This window comes from Embleya sp. NPDC055664 (genome assembly GCF_053618075.1).
This window is the reverse complement of the sequence record NZ_JBSHGZ010000021.1, coordinates 117,317-136,424: the sequence shown is the minus strand read 5'-3', so window position 1 is coordinate 136,424 and position 19,108 is coordinate 117,317. Positions and strand designations below refer to the sequence as shown.

Here is a 19,108-nt window from a genome sequence, read left to right as displayed (position 1 = left end):
CGTGTGTCCGCCGTTGTTGCCGCCCCGTCGCGCTCAGGGGTGGTGTCCTCGGGTTCGGGCAGCGCGGTGGGCGGAGGCGATGTCCTTCACGCGCCGGGACAGGCCCTGCCAGAGGTGGAAACGGTCGCTGACCTGGAGGGCATCGGGGGCGCCCGCGGCGATGCCCTGCCGATAGGCGAGAGAGCCGTCGCGGCAGGCGACCTCGACGCCGGGGTGTTCACGCAGCCATCGGCCGAGCTGCTCGGCGTCCCGGCCCTCCCACAGAGAGAGCGGGAGGCGGGTCGTGGCGTCCACCAGGAGGGTGCCGTAGGTGTCGCCGTACAGCGCGAAGTCGTCCACCCCCAGCACGTGTGGTGTGACGAGCGGGGGCAGCGGCATGCGCATAAGTTGGGAAAGGACGGTGCTCCGCGAGAGCGCGACGTCGACGACCCGCAGCATCCGGGCCCCGCCGCGGCCCGCCAGGAGGACGCCGACCTCCTCGACCACACGCTGCAACAGCGGAGTGCGCTGTTGACAGCGCTCGGTCAACCCCGGCATCTGCTCGGCGAAGGTCACCTTCGGGCAGGCCGGATTCTCGCACTACAAACGGCGCACACTCAGGTCGATCCGCACGGGCCGACCCCCGACCGCAGCGTCTGCGAGGTGACGCACGTAGCGGCTGCGACTCCACTCGCTCGGCGCACCACACCCCGTACAAGCCGCCGCCGCAAGGGAGTTCGTACGGGCCTGGATCCCGATCACGGGACCCGTGAGATCAGTCGAGGTCACCAGCACGTCGGCCAAGTTCGGTATCAATTGCGACAGTTCGATAGAACACAGTCAGAGGATTCCCGCCGACGACTGGGCAGACCATCATCTCGGGATGATCTCCGGCTACGAAAATCTTGCCAGAGCCACTTTTCTCGGTACGCCGACAACTGGTCGACGACCAGCACGACACGAGACCCGGGGGCCGCTCTGGCGAACGGCCGGAACAAACCGGCCGTCCAGGACCGGTCGCGCTCCAGCGTTGTCGTAAGCCTCGTGCCACCCGACGAGCGGCCGGAGATGGCGAACCGGCAGGGAGCGCGGGCACGGCCACCTCCCAGGATCCGAGCGGAGGGACACTGGCTCCAGTGCGCCTCGATCGGCGTACACACGCCAGGGCGCGCGGGGCGCAGATGGGTGACAGGGGGACGGCGGGGGAGACTTCGGGGGCGCTTGGCCCAGGGCTGGGTGTCGGCGAGGGACACCACCGCCGACGACACACCAAGTACGTGCCAGCCGGATTCGAAAATAAGACGTAACCGGACGATCAGGGCGCCGTGTGAGGCACCGCCCACCCACGAGGTTGTTGCGGAATCGGCACGGACGACACGAGGACGGTCAGGGCACGATCGGTTCCCGGCCGGTCCAGGAGATGTCCAGGTGCGGGGCGTCTTCGCTGAGTTTTGCGTTGCATGATCGCGAAGCCGGTGGGGCCGGTGAACGGCGGCCGGCCGGTCAGGAGCGCGAACAGGTTCATCGTCTGTCCGCACCTGGAGGCGGTGCACTTGGATCGGGACGGCGGCAACGGCTGGAGCGTGAACACCGAACGGCACTGGCGGGCCCGAGGGCTGCGCCCCATGGGCCGCGAACTGATCGTCGACAAGTGGGTGGCCGACCAGGGCCCCGCCCCTCGCCCGACTGACCGGCTCCACCGTCCACGTCGACGCCGGCCCGGACGGGCAATGGTCGTCGTCGGCGAGCTTGGACGCCGTCAAAGCGTGTCGCGTGACGGGCGGGCTGCTGCTGGGGGTCTCCACCGCGTGCGAGCCGACTTCCACCACCGGCCCTCAGGACGTTCTGCGCTACGGGGCCGCCGGCCACATCTTCCTCGGTTGGGTTCCGCTCGTGTGAGCGAAGGAAGGCGGCCGTGGCAACACAGAGGGCGGCCTTCGCACCGGATACCCACTCGGCGCTCCTGCGGATCGCCCGCGTCCTGGCGCCTGGCGGCGTGGGCACCACCCTGCGGAGCGGTGCCCGAGGTCACTCGGGCCCGTGAGATGAAAGAGCAACTTCCGGAGAAAGGCGGGGCGCGAGCTTGACAACTCGGAACAGCGGCTCGGTTCCTGCGGGCAGGTCGGGAGATCCATTGCCAACGGAGGCTCGGATTCGCTCCAAGACCGAGCGGCGGGCTCGCGCCGACTCGGGGCGGGCGGCGATCACCGCACGCATGGTGTTCGGGCGGCGTGCCCGTGCCCGGTCCGAGTCGAAGGGTGCGTTCACTCGGACGAACCAGCGTCGATCTCGCCCACCGAGCCGAGAGGTTGCGATCGGCTCGACGCGTCCGGCACCGGCAGGGGCGTACTCCGCACCGGCTCCTCGGCATCGGCCCGAACGAACCTGAGCGGCCACCGGTCCGCCTGCGCCTCGCCGATGGTCAGGTGATGGCGCAGCGTGTGGCGAGTGCGCGGAGTTCGGGTGTGGTGCGTGCGCTCACGAGGAGGGTGGTGACGAGGGCGCGGACGGCGGGGCGGGTGTGGGTTTCCTCGGGGGAGCAGCGTTCGGCGTTCAGGAGGGCTTGGAGGCTTTGGTCGCGGCGTCTCCAGTGGGCGTAGGCGGTGGCGATGTCGGTGTAGTAGCGGCAGCGGCGCTCCACCGTGGGCAGGGTCGCGGGTGCGATGGTGCGGGCGGCGGTGATGGCCGCGTCGGGGTCGCCGGCGGCGTTCTCGGCGGAGATGCGGTGCAGGGCGACGGTGGCGGGTCCGAAGCCGCCGCCGTGGTCGCGGAGCATGACCCCGCCCAGGCGCTCGGCGATGGCGGCAGCCTCGTCGGTGAGTTCACGCATGCCGTCCCGATCCCCGGCCCGCGCGGCTAATTGGATCAGCAAACCGCGTTCGGCGGCGAAGCGCGGGAGGGGCCCTGGAGGGTGGGGTGGTCGGCGGCGTCGAGAGCGATGCGCATGGCCTGTTCGTGCCAGCCGGCCTTGCGGGCGAGAACGGCCAGGTTCCGGGCGGCCTCCGCGGCGACGAGTGGACTGTTCCCGGCGTGGGCGGTGGCGCGGGCGCGGTCGGCGGCCATCCACCCCAACTGGACGTCGTCCAGCTTGATCAGCACATAGACCTCCGCCAGCAGCGCCTGGTGCTCGGGGCTCGCGCTGTCGTCGGCCAAGGCGTGGCCGGCCACGACCAGGCACGGCAGACGTTCCGCGAGGGCACCGTAGCGACCGGCGTGATAGTCGCCCATGGCCACGGCCAAAGCGCCGCGCACCCGCGCCGTAGTAGTGGTCGGCGGCGCGGCGTCAAGACCGAGCATCGCATCGCGCACCCGCGCGACCAGGACATCGCCCGACGCCGGCGTCCGCGCGCCTCCGGCCCCGACGAGGGGGAGGGACGCGGTGGCCGCCAGGTTCGCCAACAGGCGTCGTCTGCGCACGTTCTCGCCCTCTTGTGGTTCCTCGCGCACCACAGTAGGACCCGGCAGCCCCGGAAACGGTCCATGCGCGGCCGGACGCGCTCCCGGTAACGGCGGCGTCGGCGCGAGCCCGAAGTCCTCGACCGACAACTCCAGCGCGTGGGCGAACCGCCGGATGACCGTGACGTCCGTCAACGGCGCGAGACCGCGTTCGTACCGCGAGACCTGCGCGGCGGAGTACCCGGCACGCCGACCGAGTTCGGCCGGCGTCCATGCCCGGGCCAACCGAGCCTGCCGTACCCGCATGCCCGAACCCGGGCGCTGCCGCTGTTGCCTGACGCCGGCCACGGACGACCTCCTCGCCTGCCGGTGCGGGAACTCCCAGTGATAGCACCCGCACACCCCCACGATGAACCGCTTTGCACAACACGCAAAGGGATTGCGCCATGCGTTCCCGGCCGGGACGCGACGACCCCGTCCGAGGCGTGATGGGACCACGCGGCCCACTTTCCAGTCCGCGTCCGGCGTCGGAGTGGCCGCGGTCGCGGCCGCGGCGCTCCTGGTCGTCGCGGCCTGCGGCGGCAAGAACTCCTCGAGCAAGGCCGGCGGCCCGCAGAACAACGACGCCAAGGCGACCGGCACCAAAAGCAACGTCACCATCGGCCTGTTCAACCCGACCATCGGCCCGTTCGCGGCGCTCGGCACCGACGTCAATGCCGGCTTCGACGCGGCTGTGCGGGGAATGACATACGGATTCACCCGGGGCAGATCGCGCCGCGCTGCTGCTCACCGCGTTCGGCGTGCCGGCCACCCACATGACGAACCGCTCGGCACGACGCGCTTGCGGGCATGGTCGGTGCACGCGTCGAGCGCGGCCTCGGCGACGCCGATCGACAACCACGGCAGGCCGAGCACGATGACGTTCGGCGCGGTCGGGTCGACGATGTGGCACCGGTGCTCGCGCGCGCAGCAGCGTTTCGCGAACTCCACCAACCGGCTGCGGGTGCCGCGCAGTCCCATCGAGTCCCGGATCGAGACCAGCTCGATGGTGTCGTCCCGGCCGACCCCGAAGAACGCCGGTCCGTCGTCGAGCAGCGCGTTGACCAGGAAGTGGTCCGCCCTGTCGATCTGTGTCACGCACTGGCACACGGTTGTGGCCGGCGTGGGTGTGGGTCGATGCTCGGTTCGCGGGACAGGAGTCCGGCGAGGGACGCGGCGGCGAGGGCGAGGAGGGGCAGCACGAGCAGGGCCGCGCGGAGGGCGAGGTGGGCGGCGAGGAAGCCGACGAGTGGCGGTCCGGCGAGGAAGGCCAGGTAGCCGGTGCTGGAGACGGTGGCGACCGCCGGGCCCGGCGCATCGGGGAACTGCCGGCCGACACCGCCGAGCACGAGCGGGAACGAGGACGCGATACCCAGGCCGACGGCCGCGAACGCCGGTACCACCACCCACGGGGTGGGCGCCGCGATCGCGATCGCGGCGGCGGAGCCGGCCGTCAGCGCGCCGAAGCGCACGACGCGAACCGGGCCGAATCGCGCCGCCACACGGTCACCGGCGAGCCGCCCGAGCGTCATGGCCAGCGCGAATGCCGCGTAGCCCGTGCCCGACACGCCGGGCCGCGCGTGCACCGAATCCGCGAGGTATACCGTGCCCCAGTCGGTGATCACCCCTTCGATGAGCAGCACGGACAGCCCGAGCAGGCTCAGCCACAGCAGGCGCCGGCGCGATCCGGGCCCGACCCGGGAGCGGGGCCGCGTCCGCGAACGGTGGATGGCGTGTACGGCCGGCCGCAGCACCGCGGCGGCCGGCGCCGAGGCGAGTAGGGCCACGGCGGCGGTGACGAGGAACTGGGTGTCCGGACGCACTCCGGCCGCCGCCGCGGCCGTACCGATCAGCGCGCCGGCGAGCGCGCCCGCGCTGTAGAGGCCGTGGAACGAGGAGATGCCGGAGCGCCGCGAGCCGCGTTCGCCGTCGACGGCGTGGGTGTTCATGGCCACGTCCAGGGTGCCCACCGCGGCGCCCAGGACCGCGAGGGCGAGGGTCAGGGAGAGCAGTCCGTCTGCCGGTGCGAGCAGGGCGATCGCCGACGCGTACACCGGCAGTGCGGCGCGGGTGACGATCCGGCTGCCGAATCGGTCCACCAAGATGCCGGCCGCCGGCATCGCCGGAACCGAACCGAGCGCGACGCCGAGCAGGGCGATGCCCAGTTGCCCATCCGACAGGTGGAGGTCGGCCTTGACCTGCGGAATGCGCGGCGCCCAACTGGCGAGGATCGATCCGTTGAGGAAGAACACGGTGTACAACCCGCGACGGCCGACGCGCGATCGGCGCTGCTCGGCGCCGCGTCGGGGCCCTTCGGGCCGGGTGGCGGGCGCCGCGTCGGCTCGGATACGCATGCGGTTCCGTTCCTTCCCGTCCCGGGTCTCATGCCCCGGCTCGGCGGTGTTCGCGCGTCGTGTCGAGGGACTCGGACGCGTTGCCCACCTCTGGCGCGGCACGGGCGATCCACGGCAGTTCGAGGGCGGTGGGGGTCGTCGGCGGATGGGCCCGGGCGCCCGTGAACGCCTCCGCGTGGGCGACGCCCACCTCGGCGCCGCGCACGGTGGACTGCCGCCGGGCGAGATCCACGAAGTCCCGGCCGGCGCGCCGGCGGCGGCGATCGTTCTGGCTCTCGTGGCGCGCCAGCATGGCCTCCTTCGTCGGCATCGTGTCGGTGATGTCCACCCACAGGTCCGGTGTACCCGCGTTCGCGCCGGTCAGGGTGTCCATGTGGAACATCCCCGGCACCGCGCCGAGCGCGGGGTGGTCGGTTTCGATGCCCGGTTCGCGGGCCAGCAGCCGCGCGGCGCCCGCGAGGGCGCTCGCGGCCCGGTGGTCGGGGTGGTAGTCGTCGGGGTGGTGTGCGAAGACCAGGTCGGGGCGGGTACGGCGGAGCAGGTCCACGACGAGCAGTCGGGTCTCGGGGGTGTCGTAGAGGAAGCCGTCGGGGAGGCCGAGGAGGATCGGATCGACTCCCAGTACCGACGCGGCTTCGCGAGCCTCGCGCGCGCGGACGCCGATCGTGGCAACGGGAGGGGCGACTCGCGCGGTGGGCGCGCCGTTGGTCAGGATGGCGATGTCCACGTGGGCGCCTCGTGCCCGGTAGTACGCGAGGGTGCCCGCGCACAAAAGTTCGACGTCGTCGGGATGGGCGCCGAGGGCGAGAATGCGCATGGTGATCGGTTCTCCTTGGTGTCGTGGTGGACGGGGCCGCTGCCGCGTCCAGCCGTCTCCGGCCGTCTCCTACGCGACATCGGAGAGAATCCGGGCGAGCCCCAGCACGCCGCTGTCGGTGAGGAAGCGCCCGCGCACGTGTCGTCGTCCGTTCTCGCCCAGTTCCCGGGCGTACCTCGGGTCGGCGAGCAATCGCCCGACCGCGGCGCCGAGCCCGGACAGATCACGTGCGTGCGCCAACAGCAGCCCGGACCGGCCGTGTTCGATCTGCTGCCGGATGCCGCCCACCGGTGAGGCGATGACGGGCCGCCCCTTCCAGGCGGCCTCCGACACGGTCAACCCGAATCCCTCCGCGAGACTCTTCTGGATCACCACGGTCGAGCACCTCTGGATGGCGTTGATCGTCAGCGCGTGCTCGGTGGGCTGGTCGGTGGGGATCTGCACCAGATGCACCCGATCCCGCTGGTTCGGGCGACGCTCGCGGGCTTCGCGGCACTCCGCGAGTACCCGTTCGGCCTGCGGATCGCCGGCCGCCCGGGGCCCCACGAGGAGCAGGTGCGCGCCGAACCCCGGATCGACGTGGTCGGTGAACGCCTCGATCACGCCCGGAATGTCCTTCACCCGGTCCCATCGACTCACCTGCGTCACCAGCGGGGTACCCACCGGCAACGATCCGGTGTCCCGGTCGATCCGGGCCATCACCCGCGACGCCTCTGCGGCGGGCCGCAGGAGGAGGTTCTTCGGTGCCAGCGGATTGATGGAGGGCGTCAGGATACGAATCGGCACATCGGGTGGCCCTGCGGACAACGCTCCGTCGTAGGACGCGATGAAGCCGTGTGCGGCGGACAGGTATCGACGCAGGAAGTCCCATGCGGGACCCGCCCGTTCGGCGTCGAGAGGGGTGCCGATGTGGCATTGCCACAAGACGACGCACCCGGCCTCGCGCAGGTACGGGATCAGGCCGGCCGTCTGGTGATCGTGCAGGACGACCACGCTGCTCCGACGCACGACGCCGAGCAGTCGCCGCGCGGCGGCGCGACTCACCTGCTCGTACAGGTCCCGTCCGCTTTCCGGGTCCGGCACGTCCTCGTGGTCGCGGGCGGCCACCCCGCACAACCGGTAGTAGAGCGCCTTGGTGAAGGCGCGGAACTCCCTGCTGCCCTCGATCGTGGCCCATCGGGTATCGATACCCTCGCCACGCAGGTGGGGCAGGGTGGTGCGCAGGAGTTCGGCGACGCCGCCGCGCGTCGGATTGTCGCTGACGTGCCAGACCTCGCGGCCGGCGAGGCGCGTCCGGGCCGCACGCAGCGCGTCGCGCACCTCGGCCAACCGGCGTGCCCCGACGAGGTGTTCGAGCCGGGACAGGGGCGTCGCCGGCAGCAGCACCTCCGGGAGCGGAGCGGTCGGCCCGGGGGGCGGCATGGGCGGGTATCGAACACGGCGCCGGCTCGGGTCCGGGTTGGGGTTGGGGTGGGGGTCCGGGTTCGGGCGGTTCTCCGGAGTGACGGTATCCCTGGCGCGGGCGCCGAAGCGGGGACGGGGTGGCCCGTGCGGGCATCCGGTGTGGTTCATCGTGTTGCCTTGCTGTGCGTGGACGGGGGCGGCGGCGGGCCGGGGTGCGACCCGGCTCGCGGCCATCCGGTCCCGGTCGAGGTCCCGGATCCGGCACCGGACCCGATCCCGGCGCCTGCGCTTCACCATCGGCCCCCCGTTGTCCCGGGTGCCTGAGTCCGCCGTCCCTGACCGGTCCCACCCTCGCCGCGCCGAGATGGGCGCCTCCGGGATGTACCCCCTCGTGCATACCGTCGCCAACGTTCGCGCCGACGACGCGAGTACGGACGACGGGGGAACGAGGGCCCACGCATGTTCGACGACGCATCGGCAGACGAGACCGCTTCCGAGTCACCGAGACCGCGCTGCTCGTGGCCATCGGGCGGGCAGCAGACCACGAACCCGATCTCGACCGAGAGTTCGCGCTGTTCACCCGGCCTCTGACACGGAGAGTTCCGCCGCGCAGCCTGGTGGACGCCGTCTTCGCGTCCCACCGGTCACCCGGACCCGAACTCGTCCGCGCCCAGATCGACGCCCTCATGGCAATGACGACCAGGATCAGCAACCACGGCCTAAAACTCGAACACGCCTCCCAAGGCGACATCACCACCGCTCGCACCTTCGTCTGCACGGTCGAGTCACTGCTCATGTCGCTTTTCCTGGAGCGTCTGTGACCCCCGGCCATCACGAGCGCCGCAGCACGGAACGAGCGAAACCGATCACGTGAGCCCCGGAGCGGCCAAGGGCTCGGCACGCCGACGAAGCCGCACGGCGCACCCGGCCGGGCGCCATGCCGGCCCTGCCCACGACCCAGAACGCGCCAACCATGCGGGGCGGACGACGACCTTCCGAACGTCGGCACCCGTTCCCCGTGAAGGCGCCCGGTCGGATGTACCGCCCGCCCGCACCGCTCGCCATCCGGGTCCACCGGCTCCGGCGGACACCTCGAGTCGGCGTACTGGTCTATCTGGCTCTGGCAAGATTTTCGTAGCCGGAGATCATCCCGAGACGGTGGTCTGCCGATCCGGATGTGGGTGCGGTTCGTTTCGAGGACCGACACTGATCATCCAGTGAGCGCGAACTTCCGTGCGGGAGCGCCGGTTACGGGCGGATGGCGATGGTGCTGAGCGTGCCGTTGCCCCAGATGGTGGTGCTCATCATCATCTGACCGTCCAGGGACGCCACCGTGAACTCCGGAACGAAACGATCAGTGAAGAGGGTCGCGAAGCCGCTCCGCAGCAAGTCCACCTCACTTCTCACCAGGTCCCACTCGTCGAGCAGTTGGAAACGGAACCACACCTCGTACGGCTCATGGTCCGAATCGTCCCCGAGGCGGGCTCGGCCGAGCGCGAGCAGAAACTCGCGCTTCTCGTCGAGGAGCCCGAACTCCGCGGCCATTCGATGCCAGCCCGTGTTGACCTTGTCGGCGAAGTCCGAAGCGTCCAGGTCGGCGACCTCTTCCGGGTCGGAGTCGAAGCGTCCGTGCTCAGGCCCGGCGCTCGCAGGCGACGCGTACTTCGGTAGCGGCAGTCGGACCTCCTGTCGGACTCGTTCGACGAGTCGGAGCCCGGCGGAGGCGAGCAAGTCACCTATCTCGGCGTCAGTCAGAATCACGGCAGCACAGTAACCGCAGTTCACGCCACCCGCGCCGGATTTTCTGGCGATCCAAGAGCGCCTACCACCCCTTGATCGCAAGCTTCACTCGAAACGAGCCGCACCCTCCGGATATCGGCGGCGTAGGTGGGCGATGAGGACGACGCGGTGGCGGAGGAGGGGGACGCCGGCGCGTCCGGCCATGATGCGTTTCTGGAGTTTCACGTCGGTGATGCGACCTTCGTTGACGCCGGAGTTATAGCGGGTGGTGATCCCCTGGACGACGGCGTTCCGGTCCTCGCGCAGGGCTGCTGCGACCCCGACGAGAGGCGCCGGTCCGCTGTTGGTGAGCCCGTCGAGCCAGTCGGGTAGCGGTGCGGCGTCGTGGGAGTCGAGCATGGCGGAGAACCGCCGTACCAGGCCGTGGGTGCGGTGGAGTTCCGGACAGTGTTCGAGGAGCCGGTGCAGGCGCTCGGCGGTCTGCGGAGTGTGCTTGTGGGGAGCGGTGACGATCCAGCGTGCGACCTCGCGTGGGGACGGCGGTCGTTCGCGCGGCTCGTCCAGGGGCAGGTCGCGCCGCAGCGGCGCGACAGCCATCTTCACGCGCTGGTAGTGGCCCGAGTAGCCCTTGGTCGAGAGCTCCTGGTGAAGGACGGTGGCGCTGTGCTCGCCTTCGTCCCAGCGTTGTTGCAGGTAGTCGAGGTAGGGGTCCAACGTGGACGGTCGGCGGGGCGGTCGGCGCACGACCTCCTGCCAGGTGCGGGCGCGAGCGTAGTTGCGGACCGTGCGGTGGTCCAGGCCGAGTTCGCGGGCCACGCTGCTGTGGGAGCGATCGGTGTGGGTGGCCGCGTGCACGGCTTCGAACAGCCGCCGTGCGTGGCGATCGGCGCGCGTGTCCGCCGTTGCCGCCCCGTCGCGCTCGGGGGTGGTGTCCTGAGGTTCGGGCAGCGCGGCGGGCAGGCAGTCGCGGTGGGCGGAGGCGACGTCCTTCACGCGCCGGGACAGGCCCTGCCAGAGGTGAAAACGGTCGCTGACCTGGAGGGCGTCGGGGGCGCCCGCGGCGATGCCCTGCCGATAGGCGAGAGAGCCGTCGCGGCAGGCGACCTCGACGCCGGGGTGTTCACGCAGCCATCGGCCGAGCTGCTCGGCGTCCCGGCCTTCCCAGAGCGTGAGCGGAAGGCGGGTCGTGGCGTCCACCAGGAGGGTGCCGTAGGTGTCGCCGTACAGCGCGAAGTCGTCCACCCCCAGTACTCGGGGAGTGACGAGCGGGGGCAGCGGTATGCGCATCAACTGGGCGAGCACGGTGCTCCGCGAGAGTGCGACATCGACGACCCGCAGCGTCCGGGCCCCGCCGCGGCCCGCCAGGAGGACGCCGACCTCCTCGACCACACGCTGCAACAGCGGAGTGCGCCGTTGATAGCGCACGGTCAACCCCGGCACCTGCTCGGCGAAGGTCACCTTCGGGCAGGCCGGATTCTCGCAGTACAAACGGCGCACACTCAGGTCGATCCGCACGGGCCGACCCCCGACCCCAGCGTCCGCGAGGTGCCGCACGTAGCGGCTGTGACTCCACTCGCTCGGCACACCACACCCCGTACAGGCCATTGCAGCAAGGGAGTTCGTACGGGCCCGGATCCCGATCACGGGACCCGTGAGATCAGTCGAGGTCACCAGCACGTCGGCCAAGTTCGGTATCAATTGCGACAGTTCGATAGAACACAGTCAGAGGTTTCCCGCCGACGACCGCGCCGACCATCATCTCGGGATGATCTCCGGCTACGAAAATCTTGCCAGAGCCACTTCGACGAGTACGCCGACACCGCGACATGCTTCGTGTTGGGGGTGTCGGTTTTGCCCGGGGGGTAGTGGATGAGTCCGGTCGTGCAGCGTTTCGTGGGTGCCGCGGGGACGGTGGTGGTCGCGGTCGTGGTGAACGTGGCCACCGGGTTCCTCACCGATCACCGGTCGACGGCCTGGTGGGTCTCCGCGGTCGTGTTGCTCGTGGTGGGTGTCGGGGTGCAGTGGTGCCTTCCGGTGCCGGCCGCGGGGACCAGGCGCCAGTCGGCCGAGGACAACACGGTCGGCGGTTCGTTCACCCAGACGTCCGCGGGACCCGCCGAGCAGCAGGCGCACCGGAACGCGATCACGGGCGACTTCGAGCAGCGCCAGGATGGGTGAGCCGCGCAAGGGCCTTCGGCGCCTGTTCGGCCGGCGTCCCGCGCGGCGATCCGAGATCGTCCAGGAGGCGCACGGCAACACCGCCGCGGGGAGCCTTCAGCAGAACATCGGCGGGACCAACGTCGGTGGTGACCAGCACAACGTCACCGCGCACACCGTCCTGGTCTCTCAGGCCGCGGCCGGGGACGACACCGGTGCCAGCGAGTCGCAGGACGCGGCTTTCGCACGGGAGCGGCGGGAGTACCTGCATCGCGTGTGCGACCGGTACCGGCGGGTGGATCTGGAGATCCTCACCCCCCTCGACGCGCAGGACGAGCACCCGGAGATGCTCCTGCGCGAAGTGTTCGTCCCCCAGAACGTGCGGGAGAACCCCCCTCCCTTCGAACTCCTCGACCTCCCCCGCGAGGTGCTGCGGCGCCTCGCCGACGGCGAACACATACCCGCTCTGCCGGACCGCCTGGACCGCGAACGCCTGGAACAGGCCCGCCCGGCCTACCGCGACCGCCCCGCGCACCCGGTCCTGGACGCGCTCGCCCGCACGGACCGAGCTGTGATCCTCGGCGGCCCCGGAGCCGGCAAGTCCACCCTCGCCCGCTTCGCGATGCTCGCCCTGGCCACGGCCGAACTCGAACCCCACACCGACACCACCACCGTGCCCGCCGATTGGGAGGGCCGGCTGCCGCTCCTGGTCGAACTGCGCTCCTACGCCGACCCGATGTGGCGCGGCCGCGGCTTCCTCGACCTGATCGACGAGCTCGGGCGCGAACACAACCTGGGCCTGCCCAAGACCCGACTCAAAGCCTTCCTCGACGACGGCGGACGGGCACTGGTCGTCTTCGACGGTCTCGACGAGATCTTCGACCCCGACACCAGAGCCGACGTCGTCGCCCGCATCGAGGGATTCGCCTCCCTGTATCGAGGCGTCCGTACGATCGTCACCTCTCGCGTCATCGGCTACCGCCGAGCCGCGCTCGACGCCGCCGGGTTCACCACCCACATGCTCCAGGACCTCGAACCCGCCCAGATCGAAGCGTTTGCCACCGCCTGGTACGACCGCAGCTGCAAGGGCGACCCCCAGGCGGGCACACGGATGCGCGCCCGACTCTTGGACGCCATCGCCGACTCCAAGGCCGTCGCCGAACTCGCCGGCAATCCGATGCTCCTGACCATCCTGGCCATCATCGCCCGTCGACGAGAACTGCCCCGAGACCGACGAACGGTCTACCGACACGCCGTCACCGTCCTGATCGAACACTGGGACGTCAACAAACACCTCGGACACACCGAGAACAGCGGACTACCCCGCCCCGAACCCGACGACAAACTCGCCATGCTCCACCGCGTCGCCCGCCGCATGCAGGACGGCCCCGCCGGACTCGCCGGCAACCACCTCGCCGCCAAAGACCTGATCGAAGAACTCACCGCCTACTTCACCGACGAACTCAAATACCCCCACGACCGCGCTCGCACGGCCGCCCGCGCGATCCTCAGCCAATTCCAACACCGCAACTTCATCCTCTCCAGCTTCGGCGCCGGCCTCTACGGCTTCGTCCACCGCGCCTTCCTCGAATACCTCGCCGCCGACGACATCAACGAACGACTCACCAACCGCGACCTCGAAGTATCCGAACTCCTCGACCTGTTCGCCACACATGCCCACGACCCCGCCTGGAGGGAAACACTCCTCCTCCTCGTCGGCATGATCCCCAACAAATTCGCCGCCGCCGTCACCCGACTCCGCGACGCCACCCCCACCTGGCAACCCCACCTCCGGCTGCCGACCACTTCCCTCCTCGCCCTGAGCGCCGTCGGCGAGATCCGCCACCTCCCCACCCTCACAAGCCTGGCCCCCGACACCACCCGCCTTCTCATCCGACTGCTCACCGAAGCGGCGAGAAGAGAAAGAACCTACAACTCGAGCCTCATCGAGGCGCTGAGGTCTCGGGCACTGCCCACCCTCGACCAACCACCCGCATGGCTGGACGCCCCCCGGTATCAGGTCTGGTACCAGACTTCCGGATACGCCCTGCGGCGGGCCCCCGCCACCCGCCACACCGCCGCGCGACTCCACCTCGCCACTCGAAACCAGACCCCGACCTCCTTGCATCACTACGCCACTTCCGACACCAGCCCAATTCTTCGGTAGGTCGCGGTCGAGGCGATCGCGGGTGGGTGGCCGGATGATCCGGGGACGCTCGCGTTGCTTCGCGACCTCGCCACCACCGACACCGACGCTGGCCTTCGAGTAGTCGCGGTCGAGGCGATTGCGGGTGGGTGGCCGGATGATGCGGGGACGCTCGCGTTGCTTCGCGAGCGCGCCACCACCGACACCGACAGTGGCGTTCGGAGGGTCGCGGTCGATGCGATTGCGGACGGGTGGCCGGATGATGCGGGCGCGCTCGCGTTGCTTCGCGAGCGCGCCACCACCGACGAGGACTGGGACGTTTGCTGGGCTGCGGTCGATGCGATTGCGGGTGGGTGGCCGGATGATCCGGGGACGCTCGCGTTGCTTCGCGACCTCGCCACCACTGACACCGAAGCTAGCGTTCGACAGGTCGCGGTCGCGGCGTTCGCGCGAGCGGGAGCCGGTGATCCGGGGGCACTTGCGTTGCTTCGCGACCTCGCCACTACTGACACCGACGGTGACGTTCGGCGGGTCGCGGTCCACGCCATCGCGCGACACCACCCCAAGGCTGGCCAACAGGCCTCTGATTGAGAGGTGTCTTCGCGTACGTGCTCATATGGCTTCGTTCACTTTCAACAGCAGCGTTTGTTCACCGTTTTGGGCTGCGGTGGGTGATGAGCGGCGGCATCGATGTTCACTTCAAATGACGTCACTGAGGTCCACCTGTGAGGGCGAGGGCAACATCGAGGCGGGAAGCGGATCGCCCTGGTCGGTCAACAGCAATTCGGGTTCGACATGCTGGTGCGATGAGTGATCGTGCGGGTGCATCGGTGAAGGTGTGGTTCGCCCTTGACCGGGACGAGGATGGTTGGCCGCCGGTCGGTGTCGAGAGTCTTTGGGCGGTCGACATCGGCGAAGGGCTGGTCCGGATCGACAACGTGCCGTTCTTCGTGCGCGATCTCGCGTGTGGTGACATCGTGCGCACCCGGGTCGACCGGGAGGACGGGCGCCTGCACTTTCGGGAACGGCTGCGCTGGTCGGGAAACTGCACCGTGCGGGTGATCCCGTTCCGGGACGGGGCCTTGCGGGGGGATCGGCAGGCCGTGCTCGACCTGTTCGGGCCGTTGGGGGTCTCCGGTGAGGGTGTCGAGCGGTTCGGGATGGTGGCACTCGACGTGCCCGCGAACACGGACTTCGGGCCGGTCCGAGAGTTGTTGGCGCGGGGTGCGACCGAGGAGTGGTGGGACTTCGAGGAGAGCTGTGTGGGCGACGCGTGGGAGGCGGCCGCCGTCTGATGGCCGATCGTCGAGGACGAATGGAGGCGACGTATTGCCGCGGCTCGGCCTCGAAGGACGGTTGGTGGCCCGCCGCCTGTGTGGGTTGCGGGCCACCGAGTCGAACGGGGCAGTGGGTCAGCCGGTCTCGGCGCGTTCCTCGGCTCGTGCGCGGGTGCTGGCAAGGCGGTAGGAATCGGTGCCGGTCTCGATGATGGTGCCGTTGAAGGTGAGGCGATCGAGGATGGCCGCGCAAAGCACTCCGCGACCGTCTTCGACCGCGACCCGATCCGGCGGCCGTCGTCCTGCATGTCCCACCGGTCGACCAGCTCGTTCAGCTCGGCGAGCGTGGCGACCTCGGGAACCGGGGTGAAGTGATTCCGGCGGAAATAGCCAATCTGCCCTTCCACCCCGCCCTTCGAATGGCACCTCGACGTGGGCGGCCACCTCCAGAACTGGACGGTCCGGGCGGTGCGCGACGCGATCGCCGCGGACGCGCACATCCCGATCACGTTGCTGGACGACCCGGACCCGCAGGTGCGGGAGACGGCCGCGTACGCCCTGGCCGCGGCCTCGGCCCGGGCGGAGGAGATCTCCGCCGCCCTGCACGGGCGCCTGCGCACCGAAACCGCCCCCCGCGTGCGCGCGAGCCTGGTCCTGGTGATCGCGCAACTGGCCCGGGAACACCGGCACGAGGGCGCCGCCGTCTTCACCCGCGCCCTGTGGTCGGAGGCGACCGGTCCCTCGGAGGTGCGGGTGTGTGCCGCGTTGGGGTGGCTGTGCCTGGTCGAAGACCCCGTCCCCGACACGCTGCGCACGATGATCGAGGAGACCGTCACCCCCGAACTCCACCGGGTGTTGTCCCCGACGCCGTGGCTGACGCAGGTCGACGACCTGGGTGTCGCCGGGTTGTCCCACACCCTGTGGCAGATGCTCGACCCCGAAACCTGGCCCGGCCCTGCGCCGGAGCCCTGCTTCTGACGGTCCGCGCCCCGAACCGCGGTGGGCCGCGGTCCGGGCCGGGGGTCTCCGGGCGCGGCCGGGGCGTTCATGTTCCCGGGAGCTTGGGCGTGCCGTCGGATGCGACGCGTTTCTCGAACGCGGGGGCGATCGCGAACGCGCGTCCGCAGGGCGGGCATTGTGCCGTTCCGAAGACGTACGGCAGGCCGCGGGCGAGCGAGGCCTGCCCGTCGCGGATCGCGATCGCGCGCAGCCGCGCACCGAGCGGGGACATCTCCTCGGGCGGGCTCGCGCACAGGGGACGGCGGTCGATGTCACCGCGATGCCAGTCCCGGATCGCGGAGTAGTTGTTGTGATCGCCCACCGCGACGGTGACGTCGGTACCGCAGTGCGGGCAGTGGACGGCGAGGAACGCGTCGGTGAGGTCGTCGAGCCCCCAGGCCCAGGCGAGATGCCCTTCGAGCGCGAGCATGCCGCACAACCGGTGGACGTAGTGCGTCTCGTGCGCGTGGTCGGCGAGACGCGCGTCCGCGACGACCGCCATCTCCGCGATCCGTGCGGCGTACGGCTCCGATACCCAGTCGTAGCAGCGTATCCGGCGTCCTGCCGAGACGATCCCACCGGCCAGGAACACCGCCGCGCCCCGATCCTCCCTGGCGCCGCCGACGGCGACCTCCCACAACAGGGGCAACGCGGCGAAGCTCGCGGGGCACACACTCTCGTCCCGACACAGCCTGCCGTGCAGAGCGCGCCAGGTCCGCTCCCGGTTGTGCGGCGCGAGGTTCGCGAACAGCACGGGGATGTCGCCGGCCGGGCCCTTGAAGTGATACAGCCGCGACCAATCCGTCATGGGAGCGCAGTCAACCAGCTGCCACGGACACCCCCCAGACCCGACGGCGCGCATCCCGACGACCCCACTCGAGTCACAACGGCGAACGCACGGGCGGCTACGACCCGGAGACCTGCGGGCGTCAAGACCGCGACGGGAAATCCGCACCTCGCCCGCCCTGCCGAACCCGCAACACCTCGACCCTGACGCCGACTTCGGGCAACGCCCGTCACGGGCTCCGGCGATCCGCACGGCGGCGCCGCTGGAGCACTGGATCCTTGTCCGCGAGCGTGACGTGGGCCTGGTGGGAGGTCCCCGCGCGGCCGATACGGTCGACCCCGGCCGGTCGAACAACGACGAAGTTCGACGTTCGGCGAACGCACGGCGGCATGTTCCTCGGGTGGCGGCAGTGCGTCATGCGTCCGTAAGGTGTGCGTCGATGTATCGGGCGAGAGTCAGCGCGTCCTGAGGGTTGTCTGCCTGGAAGGTGACCCGGCGGATCAGACTGACGCCGTTGGGCGTGATGCCCTCGCGGGCGAGGACGAAGAGCAGGGCCAGGAAAGCGGATCGGGCGTTGCCGTCGTCGAACGGATGGAAGAAGCAGACGTCGAGGTAGGCCCGTGCGGCACGCGCGGTGACCGGCGGTACCCGCCCGTCGGCCGCCTGGCTTTCGCTCAGGCAACCGTCGAGGCGCGTACGGGTGTCCGGGTTGATGCCGTAGCGTTCGCGGCCGCCTTTGGCAAAGGCCGGAAGGCTGCGAAACTGCGGCGGCTCGGGTACGCCCAGGACGTGTTGCTGCCATCTGCGCAGCAGTTCGAAGTCGAGCGGGGCGCCGCGCGCAGCGTCGAGCCGTACCAACTCCAGGGCGGCCAACAGCCCGTCGGCGCGGGCAGGATCGATGGCCCCGTCGAAAGCGCGAATGTCCTCCGTGGCACCGTCGCGCGACACGGCTGCGGGAGCGCCCGTGCCACGGTCCGGTGCCTCGTGCCAAGGCACGTCCTCCCGGACCTCCAGCCAGCGCCGGAGGTGGTCGGGCGCGACCGCGGCGGGCCGTGCCCCGGTGTCCGGACGGACCGACAGCGCGAGCCGCTCGACGACGTCCTCGATCAGTACCGTGTCGGGCCCGGTCCAACTCTCGAACCGGCCGCCGATTGCCCGCCGGACCATGTCCCGCGCGACGTCGGGCGCGACTCCCCACCGGCTGAGGAACCAGGTCAGCACCTGCTCGCAGTGCCCGTACCAGCCGCTTTCACAGCCGGTGCGATCGACCACGTGCCGGATGAGGTTCCGGGCGGCACATTCCCACAGGATTCGCTGTTCCTCCACGGATTCCGGATCCAGCGGGTATGTCTCGAACCATCCGGCGAGGCTCTCCAGCCACTCCCGCCACTCGCACAGCGCCGTCACGACTTGCGCGAGCGTCTCCGGCGGGGTGGTGATCGAATCGCGCATGCAGCACCAGTTCCCGACCGGCCCACCGTCGAAGTCCCCCTCGCCCTGCGACCATCGCCAACCCACCGCCCAGCGCCCGTAGCGCTCGACAAGGGCGTGCGACATGGCGTCCGCCCACGGCCTGGCCACCTCCCAACTCCAGACGTTCATCGCCGAGTCGGCGATGGAGACATCGGGCCGGCCCGGTATGCACCGAGCCGGCCCGAGCGAACGCACCACCTGCGTTGCGGACGCGGGGTCGAACGGATGACGGGCAGGGTCCACCTCGTCCCACATCAGATGGCCGGGAGCCAGGTCGGGGATCATTGCGCAAGCCTGCCATGCCCATCCGGGGTGCACTCGAGCGGATTGCCGCGCCGCCCGGCATCGCCGTGTCGCCTCGCCGTGAGTGTGGGGCCAAGCGTGTTCGGGGTGTGGATCACGTCCGTTCGAGGAACCCCGTCTACGGGCCATCGTCGCTTCCCGACGCCGCCTGGATCGGCCACCTCTCCCTCCCGCGTGCACAACCGCAGCGTTGCCGCTTGTGGCGGGGCATCCAGGTGTACCCACTCACGGGCAGGG

Annotated in this window: 17 protein-coding genes and 1 pseudogene; 6 read left to right on the top strand and 12 right to left on the bottom strand. The window is 70.4% G+C overall.

Going from position 1 to position 19,108, the window contains the following annotated elements; genetic code table 11:
* Positions 1-33: 33 nt before the first annotated feature.
* The 7 genes from ACWGR4_RS29225 to ACWGR4_RS29195 all read right to left on the bottom strand — a co-directional run bounded on the left by ACWGR4_RS29225 (position 34) and on the right by ACWGR4_RS29195 (position 8,007).
* Positions 34-555, bottom strand: a complete 522-nt coding sequence (locus tag ACWGR4_RS29225; RefSeq protein ID WP_452130220.1) for a transposase — start codon at positions 553-555, stop codon at positions 34-36.
* 1,846 nt (positions 556-2,401) lie between these two features.
* Positions 2,402-2,809, bottom strand: a complete 408-nt coding sequence (locus ACWGR4_RS29220) for a hypothetical protein (protein WP_452130221.1) — start codon at positions 2,807-2,809, stop codon at positions 2,402-2,404.
* A gap of 35 nt (positions 2,810-2,844) precedes the next feature.
* Positions 2,845-3,723, bottom strand: coding sequence for a helix-turn-helix domain-containing protein (locus ACWGR4_RS29215; RefSeq protein WP_452130222.1), 879 nt, complete (start codon positions 3,721-3,723; stop codon positions 2,845-2,847).
* Between the two features lie 438 nt (positions 3,724-4,161).
* Positions 4,162-4,512, bottom strand: a complete 351-nt coding sequence (locus tag ACWGR4_RS29210) for a hypothetical protein (protein WP_452130223.1) — start codon at positions 4,510-4,512, stop codon at positions 4,162-4,164.
* A complete protein-coding gene (locus tag ACWGR4_RS29205) occupies positions 4,509-5,768 on the bottom strand; it encodes an MFS transporter (RefSeq protein ID WP_452130224.1) in 1,260 nt (419 codons plus the stop codon). Before ACWGR4_RS29205 ends, ACWGR4_RS29210 begins: the two co-directional genes overlap by 4 nt.
* 28 nt (positions 5,769-5,796) lie before the next feature.
* Positions 5,797-6,585, bottom strand: coding sequence for a PIG-L deacetylase family protein (locus ACWGR4_RS29200; RefSeq protein WP_380013931.1), 789 nt, complete (start codon positions 6,583-6,585; stop codon positions 5,797-5,799).
* Positions 6,586-6,654: 69 nt separating this feature from the next.
* Positions 6,655-8,007, bottom strand: coding sequence for a glycosyltransferase (locus tag ACWGR4_RS29195; protein ID WP_452130225.1), 1,353 nt, complete (start codon positions 8,005-8,007; stop codon positions 6,655-6,657).
* A 500-nt stretch (positions 8,008-8,507) separates the two neighbouring features.
* On the opposite strand from ACWGR4_RS29195, the gene ACWGR4_RS29190 reads away from it, so the two are divergent.
* Positions 8,508-8,810 carry a hypothetical protein gene (locus ACWGR4_RS29190; protein ID WP_452130226.1) on the top strand — a complete coding sequence of 101 codons (303 nt, stop codon included), beginning with the start codon at positions 8,508-8,510 and terminating at the stop codon, positions 8,808-8,810.
* A gap of 427 nt (positions 8,811-9,237) precedes the next feature.
* Here ACWGR4_RS29190 and ACWGR4_RS29185 read toward each other — a convergent pair whose 3' ends face one another.
* Both ACWGR4_RS29185 and ACWGR4_RS29180 read right to left on the bottom strand, forming a co-directional pair.
* Entirely contained in the window at positions 9,238-9,750 is a 513-nt protein-coding gene (locus tag ACWGR4_RS29185) for a hypothetical protein (RefSeq protein WP_452130227.1), read from the bottom strand.
* Positions 9,751-9,834: 84 nt separating this feature from the next.
* Positions 9,835-11,400 (bottom strand): ISL3 family transposase, encoded by a 1,566-nt coding sequence (locus ACWGR4_RS29180; protein WP_452134268.1) that lies wholly within the window; start codon positions 11,398-11,400, stop codon positions 9,835-9,837.
* A gap of 198 nt (positions 11,401-11,598) precedes the next feature.
* On the opposite strand from ACWGR4_RS29180, the gene ACWGR4_RS29175 reads away from it, so the two are divergent.
* The 4 genes from ACWGR4_RS29175 to ACWGR4_RS29160 all read left to right on the top strand — a co-directional run bounded on the left by ACWGR4_RS29175 (position 11,599) and on the right by ACWGR4_RS29160 (position 15,327).
* Positions 11,599-11,907: a hypothetical protein gene (locus ACWGR4_RS29175; protein WP_452130228.1), complete on the top strand. Its 309-nt coding sequence runs from the start codon at positions 11,599-11,601 to the stop codon at positions 11,905-11,907.
* Positions 11,900-14,053: an NACHT domain-containing protein gene (locus ACWGR4_RS29170; protein ID WP_452130229.1), complete on the top strand. Its 2,154-nt coding sequence runs from the start codon at positions 11,900-11,902 to the stop codon at positions 14,051-14,053. The genes ACWGR4_RS29175 and ACWGR4_RS29170 overlap by 8 nt, the downstream gene beginning before the upstream one ends.
* 15 nt (positions 14,054-14,068) lie before the next feature.
* Positions 14,069-14,623, top strand: a complete 555-nt coding sequence (locus ACWGR4_RS29165) for a HEAT repeat domain-containing protein (RefSeq protein WP_452134270.1) — start codon at positions 14,069-14,071, stop codon at positions 14,621-14,623.
* Between the two features lie 215 nt (positions 14,624-14,838).
* A complete protein-coding gene (locus ACWGR4_RS29160; protein WP_452130230.1) occupies positions 14,839-15,327 on the top strand; it encodes a DUF4265 domain-containing protein in 489 nt (162 codons plus the stop codon).
* 117 nt (positions 15,328-15,444) lie between these two features.
* On the opposite strand, the pseudogene ACWGR4_RS29155 reads toward ACWGR4_RS29160, so the two are convergent.
* Positions 15,445-15,564 (bottom strand): annotated as a pseudogene (locus ACWGR4_RS29155) (IS21-like element helper ATPase IstB); the annotation flags it as partial.
* 177 nt (positions 15,565-15,741) lie between these two features.
* On the opposite strand from ACWGR4_RS29155, the gene ACWGR4_RS29150 reads away from it, so the two are divergent.
* Complete coding sequence (locus ACWGR4_RS29150) at positions 15,742-16,287, top strand: hypothetical protein (protein ID WP_452130231.1); 546 nt, start codon at positions 15,742-15,744, stop codon at positions 16,285-16,287.
* A 67-nt stretch (positions 16,288-16,354) separates the two neighbouring features.
* On the opposite strand, the gene ACWGR4_RS29145 is transcribed toward ACWGR4_RS29150, so the two are convergent.
* A complete protein-coding gene (locus ACWGR4_RS29145) occupies positions 16,355-17,116 on the bottom strand; it encodes a hypothetical protein (RefSeq protein ID WP_452130232.1) in 762 nt (253 codons plus the stop codon).
* 393 nt (positions 17,117-17,509) lie between these two features.
* On the bottom strand, positions 17,510-18,853 hold the full coding sequence (locus ACWGR4_RS29140; protein ID WP_452130233.1) for a Fic family protein: 1,344 nt from the start codon (positions 18,851-18,853) through the stop codon (positions 17,510-17,512).
* Between the last annotated feature and the right edge of the window lie 255 nt (positions 18,854-19,108).